The 10,239-nt window shown below is 60.8% G+C and carries 6 protein-coding genes and 1 pseudogene; all 7 read left to right on the top strand.

Annotated features, from left to right (window positions below; genetic code table 11):
* Positions 1–191: pseudogene (locus WS62_RS34995) on the top strand (IS110 family transposase); the annotation flags it as partial.
* A gap of 415 nt (positions 192–606) precedes the next feature.
* On the top strand, positions 607–1,326 hold the full coding sequence (locus WS62_RS26040) for a response regulator transcription factor (protein WP_066577069.1): 720 nt from the start codon (positions 607–609) through the stop codon (positions 1,324–1,326).
* A gap of 597 nt (positions 1,327–1,923) precedes the next feature.
* Positions 1,924–6,831 carry a YadA-like family protein gene (locus tag WS62_RS36965; RefSeq protein ID WP_156441142.1) on the top strand — a complete coding sequence of 1,636 codons (4,908 nt, stop codon included), beginning with the start codon at positions 1,924–1,926 and terminating at the stop codon, positions 6,829–6,831.
* A gap of 76 nt (positions 6,832–6,907) precedes the next feature.
* Complete coding sequence (locus WS62_RS26010) at positions 6,908–7,228, top strand: hypothetical protein (protein ID WP_066577063.1); 321 nt, start codon at positions 6,908–6,910, stop codon at positions 7,226–7,228.
* 15 nt (positions 7,229–7,243) lie between these two features.
* Positions 7,244–9,103 (top strand): tetratricopeptide repeat protein, encoded by a 1,860-nt coding sequence (locus tag WS62_RS26005; RefSeq protein ID WP_156441141.1) that lies wholly within the window; start codon positions 7,244–7,246, stop codon positions 9,101–9,103.
* Between the two features lie 70 nt (positions 9,104–9,173).
* Positions 9,174–9,476, top strand: a complete 303-nt coding sequence (locus WS62_RS26000; protein ID WP_066577071.1) for an H-NS histone family protein — start codon at positions 9,174–9,176, stop codon at positions 9,474–9,476.
* Between the two features lie 497 nt (positions 9,477–9,973).
* A partial coding sequence (locus WS62_RS25990) for a DUF2827 family protein (protein WP_231748423.1) occupies positions 9,974–10,239 on the top strand: 266 nt, incomplete at its 3' end.

Genomic DNA, 10,239 nt, shown 5'->3' with positions numbered 1-10,239 from the left:
GCGCCTTGTTCCTCTCCGCCTTCGCTGCCTTACGAGACCCAGTCTCACGGGCCTATTACTCGCGCAAGATCCAGCAAGGCAAGCGCCACAACCAAGCGCTCATCGCACTGGCTCGGCGACGCTGCGACGTCCTGTTCGCCATGCTGCGCGACGGCACCATTTACCAACCCAAGTCAGCCCCTAACGCTTGACGAACAACATAGGGGCACCCCCCTCCCCAACGTCGTGCCGCAGACCTCCCAAACAGGAAACCGCACTGCACTCCGCAGATACGTAGCCTTGGACTGCGGATCGCTGTACGAGACGCCGCCGCCGCCGACTATCAGAACTCAGTGACCGTTGAACGGTGAGCCGCTCAATGGACGAAACCGCAGAAGATTTGAAGCGCTAATCAGACGGTATACCCGACGAGCGATCGGCGGATGAAGAAGATGCCTCTGTCCCATGACGAGTATTGCAGCAAGCTGCCAAGGTGTCATGCGGGTTTCCCCGGGGAAAGACGCCAGAACGGGGAAGTCACTGTTGGGTCGCGCTCGCGTAGTGTCAGCGACAGCGCGCTGACGGCCGCAAGAAGATTAGGTTCACGATGAAGTAGAGGTTTGAAACATGAAGCTATTGCTGGTGGAAGACGATCCCGCACAAGCCGATGCGATCAACAGTGCACTTCGAGCCAACGGCCACGACATTATCCGCGTGCATAACGTTGAAGCTGCTATTCGGTTTCTAAAAGCCGAGGCATTAGATCTGATTATTCTCGACTGGCAACTTCCCACAATGAGCGGGCTCGAGATGCTTCGATGGATACGTACATATAGGGGGGATGAGCCTGCCGTTCTTTTTCTGACGCGCCGCATGTTTGAGGCAGACATTGTTCTTGCACTTGAAGCCGGTGCGGACGAATGCGTCGCCAAGTCAGTCCGCATGCCCGAGCTCACGGCGAGGGTTAACGCCATACTGCGCCGGGTCCGCCGGCCTGATCAGACCACGCAGATCATCCGCGTCGGGAATTATGTGATCGATGCGCACCAACGTAGCATTTCGCTGCGCGGCACATTCATCGACGTGACCGAAAGAGAGTTCGACGTGGTCGCGTATCTGTTCAAACATATCGGAAAGGTTGTCTCCCGCGACCTCCTTGCGAAGCTCGCATGGGGGAGGGATCTCGACTGCATGTCAAGGACGATCGACACCCACGTGTATCGGATCAGGCGAAAGCTCTCCATTCGTCCAGAAAACGGGGCATGCCTGAATGCGGTTTACACGCAGGGCTACAGGCTCGACGAAGTGAGTCACTGTTGCTCCGAGCTTTTGCAGATGGAAGAGTGAATCGCCACCAGTTTCCTGGATGCCTGCGAGCGAGTTGGAATGCCGCTGTTCGAAGTCTATAGGCGAAAATGCGCCGTTGCTTCCGTGTCAGCGTTGGTCAATGCGTTTTAACAATATTTAAAGAAATTTCGGCGCCGCGCTTGTGCGGTCACGGGCGTGTGACATTTGTTCATATTCCCCGGAAATCGCATGTCGCATAATTCGACAAAATTCAGTTAGGTTCCTTTCTTTAATGATCCAAACGAGCATGCGGTAATTATAGGGGAAGTCCGTCCAACGTGTCGGCTGGAAAGGGTGATCTGAGAAAGGATATTGGATCTGGAAAGATAAAGGCTCAAGTAGAACCGTGATGTGAAATCGGGTGAAATTTGAGTGCAAGATTTTACCATTTTTGGTGAAATTCGGAGGGGCATCATGGCGCTACGTGATTGATGCGCGCATTAATAAAGACAATTAAATCTGCGTGCGAGTGTTCGTCAAGAGATCTTTGAGGTATGAAAAGGAAGGCGGCCAAGGCGTAGCCATTTTTATTGTCGAGTGCTGACACGAGACCAACCTCACAAGACGATTTCAATACAAGATAGTTTGGAGTGCAGAGTGAATAAAATATTTCGGGTGATCTGGTGCCGTGTCAAGGCAGCGTGCGTCGTTGTTTCGGAGGCGGCCAATCTGCATGGCGGAAAGAACCACAGCAGCCGGCAAGGCGGCCGTGCAGCAGGTGAGGAATCTGTTCGATTCGCGTTGTCGTCCATTGCGCTAGCGGCGTGCATATTGATCGGGAGCTTGGGGTCCATACCGCTGGCCGTGGCTGGTACGGTAATAGGCGGCGGGGCTGTATACGCCAATGCAGGAGGCGGAACGAGTTCTACGACCGGCGATTTGGGTAACAGTTATGTTGGTGCGAGTGGTCAGGGTACCGCCATTACTGGGGATAATGATTGCCTTAGCTTGACTTCGACCCGCAACGTGCTGAACAGTGCGAATGTCGGCTGGCTTTTGGGAGCGACTTCACAGACCACCGACCCTGGTCAGTTGTACAACCCCGGCACGGAAAACGGCCAGACTATCAACTACAGCGGCACCTCCAATTTTTCGGGCGGCGGAAGTAGCGCGACTGGCTCTCAGGCGACCCTCGCCTGGGGCTTCAATTCCTTCGCGGCGGGGTGTGGAAACAAATCGCTTGGCATGGGTTCGAGCACGCTCGGGCTCAATAACATGGCCAGCTTGGCCGGTTCAACTGCGATCGGGATTGCCAATACCGCATCAGGGGCGGGCGGAACCGCGATCGGTCTCTATAACACTGCCGCTGGCACGGGCAGCGTTGCAATGGGCATTGGCTCTCAAGCGACAGGCAATGGAACGATCGCGCTCGGGTACGGCGGCGGCGGGACCTCGAGCAACGCCACCTTGGCGAGCGGCAGCAATGCAATCGCGATAGGCGGAGACGCGACTAAAGGCGCGCAGGCGACGGGAAGCGATTCGATCGCCATGGGCAGCGAGGCGGCCGCCAGCAGCTCCAGCGCGACCGCCATCGGGCAATATGCCACCGCCAGCAACACGAATGCCACGGCGCTCGGCGCGGGCGGCACTTCCGCCGCTACTGGCGCGATCGCAAGCGGTGCGGGCGCCGTCGCGCTCGGTGGTAACGGTACGCAAGGTGCGCAGGCGCTGGCAAGCAACGCCATCGCGATCGGCGGCCAATCGCAAGCCGCCAGCGCCGGTGCGATCGCGATCGGCCAGAGCGCACTGGCCAAGGGCGGGCAAGCGGTGTCCGTCGGCGTGGGCAATACCGCGAACGGCAATGGCGCGGTGGCGATCGGCGATCCGAACGTCGCGACCGGCACGGGAGCGGTGGCGCTGGGGGCGAACAATACCGCCACCGGACAAGGCGCGGTTGCGCTCGGCAACGCCGATATCGCCACGGGCCAGGGTTCGGTCGCGCTCGGCAATGTGTCGACGGCTGGCGGTGCAGGATCGGTGGCCTTCGGTTCGAATGCCGTAGCCAACAACGCGAACGATGTGGCACTGGGCTCCGGATCGGTGACGGCCGCGCCGAATCCGACGGGGAGCGCGACGATCGGCGGAACTACCTATTCGTTTGCGGGAACCAATCCGACGAGCGTGGTGAGCGTGGGCGCACCGGGCGCGGAACGCCAGATCACGAATGTCGCGGCGGGACAACTGACGGCGACGAGCACGGACGCGGTCAACGGTTCGCAACTGTACTCGACGAATCAGGCGATCAGTACGTTGTCGACGTCGACGTCGACAGGCCTGTCGTCGGCGAATAGCTCGATCGCGTCGTTATCCACTGGCCTCGCGTCGTCCGGCAACCTGGCGTCGCTGTCGACGTCCACGTCGACGGGGCTGTCGTCGGCGAATAGCTCGATCGCGTCGCTGTCCACGTCGACTTCAACGGGTCTCTCGACGGCCAACAGCAACATCGGCTCGCTGTCGACTGGTCTGAGCACGACCGATAGCGCCGTCGCATCGTTGTCGACGTCGACGTCGACGGGCCTCTCGACGGCCAACAGCAACATCGGCTCGCTGTCGACTGGTCTGAGCACGACCGATAGCACCGTCGCATCGTTGTCGACGTCGACGTCGACGGGTCTCTCGACGGCCAACAGCAACATCGGCTCGCTGTCGACTGGTCTGAGCACGACCGATAGCACCGTCGCATCGTTGTCGACGTCGACGTCGACGGGTCTCTCGACGGCCAACAGCAACATCGGCTCGCTGTCGACTGGTCTGAGCACGACCGATAGCGCCGTCGCATCGTTGTCGACGTCCACGTCGACGGGCCTGTCGTCGACCAACAGCTCGATCGCGTCGCTGTCCACGTCGACCTCGACTGGATTGAGTTCGTTGTCGACAGGAATCGCCAATTCTGTTCAGTATGACAACCTCAGCCATACTCAGGTCACGCTGGGAGGGGTCGGCGCGACGATGCCGGTGACGCTGACCAATGTCGCCGCGGGCGTGAATCCGACCGATGCGGTGAATATGAGTCAGTTGACTTCGCTGTCGACGTCCACGTCGACGGGACTGTCGTCGGCCAATAGCTCGATCGCGTCGTTGTCCACGTCGACGTCAACTGGAATCGGCTCGCTGTCGACCGGTCTCAGCACGACGAATAGTTCCGTCGCGTCGCTGTCGACGTCGACCTCGAGCGGCATCAGTACCGCACAGAGCGGCGTCAATTCGCTGTCGACTGGCCTGTCGACCACCAACAGTGCGGTCACCTCGTTGTCGACGTCCACGTCGACGGGGCTGTCGTCGGCCAATAGCTCGATCACGTCGTTGTCCACGTCGACGTCAACTGGAATCGGCTCGCTGTCGACCGGTCTCAGCACGACGAATAGTTCCGTCGCGTCGCTGTCGACGTCGACCTCGAGCGGCATCAGTACCGCACAGAGCGGCGTCAATTCGCTGTCGACTGGCCTGTCGACCACCAACAGTGCGGTCACCTCGTTGTCGACATCCACGTCGACGGGGCTGTCGTCGGCCAATAGCTCGATCACGTCGTTATCTACGTCGACGTCAACTGGCATCGGCTCGCTGTCGACTGGTTTGAGCACGACCGACAGCACTGTCGCGTCGCTGTCCACGTCGACCTCAAGTGGCATCAGTACCGCTCAGAGCGGCGTCAATTCGCTGTCGACTGGCCTGTCGACCACCAACAGTACGGTCACCTCGCTGTCGACGTCCACGTCGACGGGGCTGAGCTCGCTGTCCACGGGCCTGTCCGCGACCAACAGCAACATCAGTTCGCTGTCGACTTCGACCTCGACCGGCCTGAGCACAGCCAACAGCAATATCTCGTCGCTGTCCACCGGGCTGAGTTCGCTGTCGACCGCAGTCAACGGCGGCGGGACAAAGTACTTTCACGCCAACTCGACGCAGCCGGACAGTCAGGCGCTGGGGACGAACGCAATCGCCGTCGGACCGGCGGCCACGGCATCCGGCGCAAGCAGCATCGCGATCGGCGATACCGCGAACGCGGCCGCAAATGGCGCGGTGGCGATCGGCCAGACCGCCGTTGCAACGGGTGGTCAGGCGGTCTCGATCGGTGTTGCGAATACGGCGAGCGGCGACGGCGCGGTCGCGATCGGCGATCCGAACGTCGCGACGGGCACCGGTGCGGTCGCGCTGGGTGCGAACAATTCGGCGAACGGCCAGGGCGCCGTTGCGCTCGGCAACGCGAACGTGGCAACCGGGACGGGCTCGCTGGCGCTCGGCAGCACATCGACAGCGGCGGCGGGCGGCTCGATCGCGTTGGGCTCGAATGCAATCGCGAACAATGCCAACGATGTCGCGCTGGGTTCCGGTAGCGTAACCGCAGCCGCGAATCCGGTCGCCAGTGCGCTGATCGCCGGTCAGACGTATTCGCTCGCCGGCGGTTCGCCGACAAGCGTGGTGAGTGTCGGTGCGCCAGGCGCCGAACGGCAAATCACCAACGTCGCGGCAGGGCAGGTTTCCGCCACGTCGACCGACGCGGTGAACGGATCGCAGATGAACGCCGTGACCCAGGCGCTGGTATCGCTGTCGACTTCGACGGCCAATGCACTGTCGACGACGCAAAGCGGTCTGAGTTCGTTGTCGACAGGGCTGAGCACGACGCAGAGCAGCGTGAGTTCGCTGTCGACGGGTCTCAGCACGACGAGCAGCAGCGTGTCATCGCTGTCGACCGGCTTGAGCACGACGCAGAGCGGTGTCGCGTCGCTTTCGACGGGGCTGAGTACGACGAACAGCAATCTCGCGTCGTTGTCGACCGCGGTGTCCAACGGAGGGATTCACACCAACGGCGTGGGCGGCACGTCGATGGGTCCCGGAGCTGACGCGTCGGGCAGCAACAGCACGGCGGTCGGCGGCGCGGCGTCTGCTTCGGGAGCCAATGCAACGGCGCTCGGCCAGGCGTCGAACGCATCGGGCAGTAATTCGACGGCATTGGGTCAAGCATCGAGTGCATCCGGAAGCGGCGCCACGGCGGTGGGGCAGGGGGCGAGCGCGTCGGGCGACGGGTCCTCGGCATTCGGCCAAGGGGCGATTGCCTCCGGCACGAACTCGACGGCGCTGGGCGCTCATTCGACGGCAGCGGCGCCGAATTCAGTGGCGATCGGCGCGAACTCGGTAGCGTCCGCGCCGAACACGGTGTCGTTCGGGTCGCCGGGCCATGAGCGTCGACTGACGAACGTCGCACCGGGGATCGACGGTACCGACGCGGCGAACATGAACCAGCTCTGGGGCGTGCAATCGAGCGTAGACCAAGCCGCGCGCCGCGCGTATTCGGGTGTGGCGGCTGCCACCGCGCTGACGATGATTCCGGAAGTCGACCCTGGCAAGACGATTGCGGTCGGGATCGGTGCCGGCAGCTATCAAGGGTATTCGGCATCCGCGATCGGCGTGTCCGTGCGGTTCTCCGACAATCTGAAGGCGAAGCTCGGCGTGGGGATCAGCAGTCAGGGCAGCACCTACGGCGGAGGCATCTCGTACCAGTGGTAAGGCGGTGACATACGCCATGGACGAGGGACGATTCGTCCCTCGTCCGGGTAGCGATGTATCAAAGGAAGGAACGAGGATGAACCGCACTGACCGTTTCGTGCTGAATCTGGTGGTGAGCGCCGTGTGCGCTGGCATGGTCGAGTTGGCGATGTATGGGCTGTTGCCGGGGGAATTATCTCCGATCGGCACGATTCCGCTTTGGTGCATGGCGGCGATGGCTGTGGTACTGGACGGCATGCTGATCCTGCTGGCGCCTTGTGTGGTTCGATCCTGGATAAACCGTTCGACCTGGATATTCCGGAATCCCCCAAGCGAGCAGGCGGCTTGGAGCGGACGGCTGCTGGGATGGGGGCTGGGGCTGGTGGTCGGCGCGGTGGCTTGGATCAAGTGGTTTTGACGAGGAATGGGCGAGATGAGAGGCCTCTTGGTCAGCGAGCATCGGAATAGTGTCGATCTGGTTGATATCGCATGGCTGCTGGATCACGGCGACGTGGTCGGGGCCAGTGAACTGCTGATATCGAGACAGGCTTGGGCGGCATCCGATCCCCATGAACTGGTGCTATGGGCGCGTGTGATGAGCTTGCGTGGACGACACGGAGACGCGAGCGATGCGCTCGCGCGAGCATTGCAGATCGCTCCGACGTCCGTCGACGCGCATGTCGAATATGCACGACTGACCTTGAATGGCGGAGATTCGGCCGGAGCGCTCGTATGGTTTCGGAATGCGTACGAATTTGCCGAACCGTCGTCGTCGTGGGTACTCGAGTGGGTCAAATTGCTGACGCGGCACGCGCAGCACGAGCGCGCGGCGGCGGTGGCCGATCGTTACTGCCAGGCAAAGCCGGCGGACGCCGAGGGATGGTTCTGGTTCGGTTATGCGCTGCAACTGGCCGACCGCTTGCCCGAGGCTCTGGATGCCTATCTTCGTTGCGGGCGTGTTTTGCCGGATCGCCCGATGTTGCGAAACAATCTGGCTGCGCTGTATCTGCAGATGCAGGAATACGACTTGGCCAGATTCTACGCGGAGGAAGCGCTGACGGACGACCCATACAACGCGCTAGCCTGGAATAACTTGGCGGCAGCGCACTTGAAGCGTGGGGAAGTGGATGCCGCGGAATGTGCGGTCGAGCGTGCGCTGGCACTCAAGCCCGAGCACCCGGTGGCTTTACAGACGTTTTCTTATGTGTGCAAGGAGCACCAGCGATGGAATCAGTCCGTCGCGGCGATCGAGCGAGCGCATCAATTCGAGCCCCAAGATGGTTCGATCCGGTGGTCGCTGGCGATGTTGCAATTGCTGCTAAGGCAATACGAAGCAGGCTGGCGAAATTACGAGTACCGGTGGACGGCCGGCGAGCTGAAGGGCAAGTGGCCGGAACTGCGCGTGCCCGTGTGGCGGAACCAGCCATTGGACGGCAAAGCACTGCTTGTTTGGGGTGAGCAAGGGTACGGCGACGTGTTGCAATTCGCACGTTTCATTCCGATGCTTTCCGAGCGTATCCGGCAACAGGGCGGCAAGCTGATCTACTGTGCGTTTCCCCCGTTGCTGTCGCTGCTCGAACGGAGTTTGAGCGGTAGTGTCGATGCCGTTCTGCCTTCGACGCTCGTTGCATTGCCGACCTGCGACTACCATCTGCCGCTCGCCAGCTTGCCGATGCTTCTGAACATCGAACTGCGGGACTTGCCATGTGCCGTTTCGTATCTGAAAGCAGATCCGGTGAAGGTGGCCGCTTGGCGAGCGAAACTGAGCACTTCAAACAATCTGAAATTCGGTCTGGTCTGGAGCGGCAGCCGAACACATCAGCGAAACCGGATGCGAGCCGTTGCGCCCGAAGCCTACGGAAGGGCGTTTGCGGATGTCGAAGGTGTCGAATTCTTCAACCTTCAGATCGATGCGCCTGAAGCGCTTGCAGTGCTGAAATCGTCTGACCTGCGAGTCACTGATTACAGCGCGGAATTCCGGTCATTTGACGATACGGCCGCATTTCTCAAGAACCTGGATCTGGTCATCACGGTGTGCACGTCGATCGCCCATCTCGCGGGGGGATTGGGCATGCCGACTTGGCTCTTGCTGGACGTGAATCCGCACTGGGTTTGGATGACGAATCGCGAAGATAGTCCGTGGTATCCGTCGATCCGGCTGTACCGGCAGCCGACGTTCGGAGGATGGGAGCCGGTCTTGCAGCGAGCCGCGAGGGATCTGGCGGGATTGGCCGGATCGGGGAGTTTTCTTTGGACAGCTAACGCCGATGCGTCGCCCGGCACAACGGCTTGAGGATGTTGGTAGGGAGTCTTCGATGAACAATCGATCGGATGTGATTGACGCGTTGAATGTCAAGGAGATGGTGGCGAATCGGTATCTGGATCTGATGAAGCGGCACCGAGCGTTGCAGGAGGAAATTGCCGCGGTACGCCGACATGAAACCGGGGAAATCATCGCTTGCATTGTGCAGATGATGGTGATGTACGAAATTAGCCCGGACGAGATCAGCGATGCCTTGCCGAGGCAGCAACGACTAAGGCTGAGACGCAAGCGCGCGCCGAAGTACATGGACCCGGAAACCGGGAGGACATGGACGGGGCATGGGCGTCCGCCGCAGTGGATGGCCGGGAAGGATCCCGACGAATTTCTGCTGCCGACAACGTGAGTTTGCATCGATGGCCGTTGGTCGCCCGCATGCGCCAAGGAGTAGTCAGCATGGGAAGTCAGTGGATCAAACATGACGTCATCCGTGATTCAGGAAACGGATACGTATCTTTGATCGATTCGTTTCTGAGCGGGATAGCGCATAGCGGCGGTCTGCGAGGCACGGAGGTGCATTCGATACGCTAGATCTGTGAGCGCCAGATTCGTGAATATGTAAGCGCAACCTTGTCCGAGAGCGTGAGCGCCGATTTGTCGGCTCGATGGTTCGAGGCATACGAGTGTGGATTGGCGGAAGGGATTTACGGCGAGCACGCTGCGATCACACAGGGCCTCGCGATGCGGAGCAGTCGGCAGGCCGGCGTGACGGAAGAGGATTCCTTCGAAGTGCGCGTAACTCGAGACGCCCAAGTGCTCGGCGTCACTCATGGGTATTGGCTGCGACTGTACGTCGGTTCCCCAATATAACGAGCCATCCGCTTTCTCTGTTTTCGTTCGATTGTGATCAACGATACGCAAACTGTCTTTTCCCGCTCCGACAAATATCTCGCCGTCGGCATCTCGCTTTTCGCCCGCGACGGCCAGGCGATCTGGGAAAACGGCATTCATCAGAACATTGCGTTCCTGGCGATGATGCTCGGGCAGTCGGACCGGGTCGGCCCGATCTACTTCCTGAACGGCGGCGACGCGAAAGCGTTGCCCGCCGGCCTCGATCTCGCCGGGCTCGACGTGCCGCTCGTGCAGCCGCGCGACGTGTCGCACGCGCT

It is taken from the genome of Burkholderia sp. ABCPW 14 (assembly GCF_001523835.1).
In the GTDB taxonomy this organism is placed as follows: Bacteria; Pseudomonadota; Gammaproteobacteria; order Burkholderiales; family Burkholderiaceae; genus Burkholderia; species Burkholderia mayonis.
The sequence above is the reverse complement of the archived record's forward strand: the minus strand, read 5'-3'. Positions and strand labels throughout refer to the sequence as shown.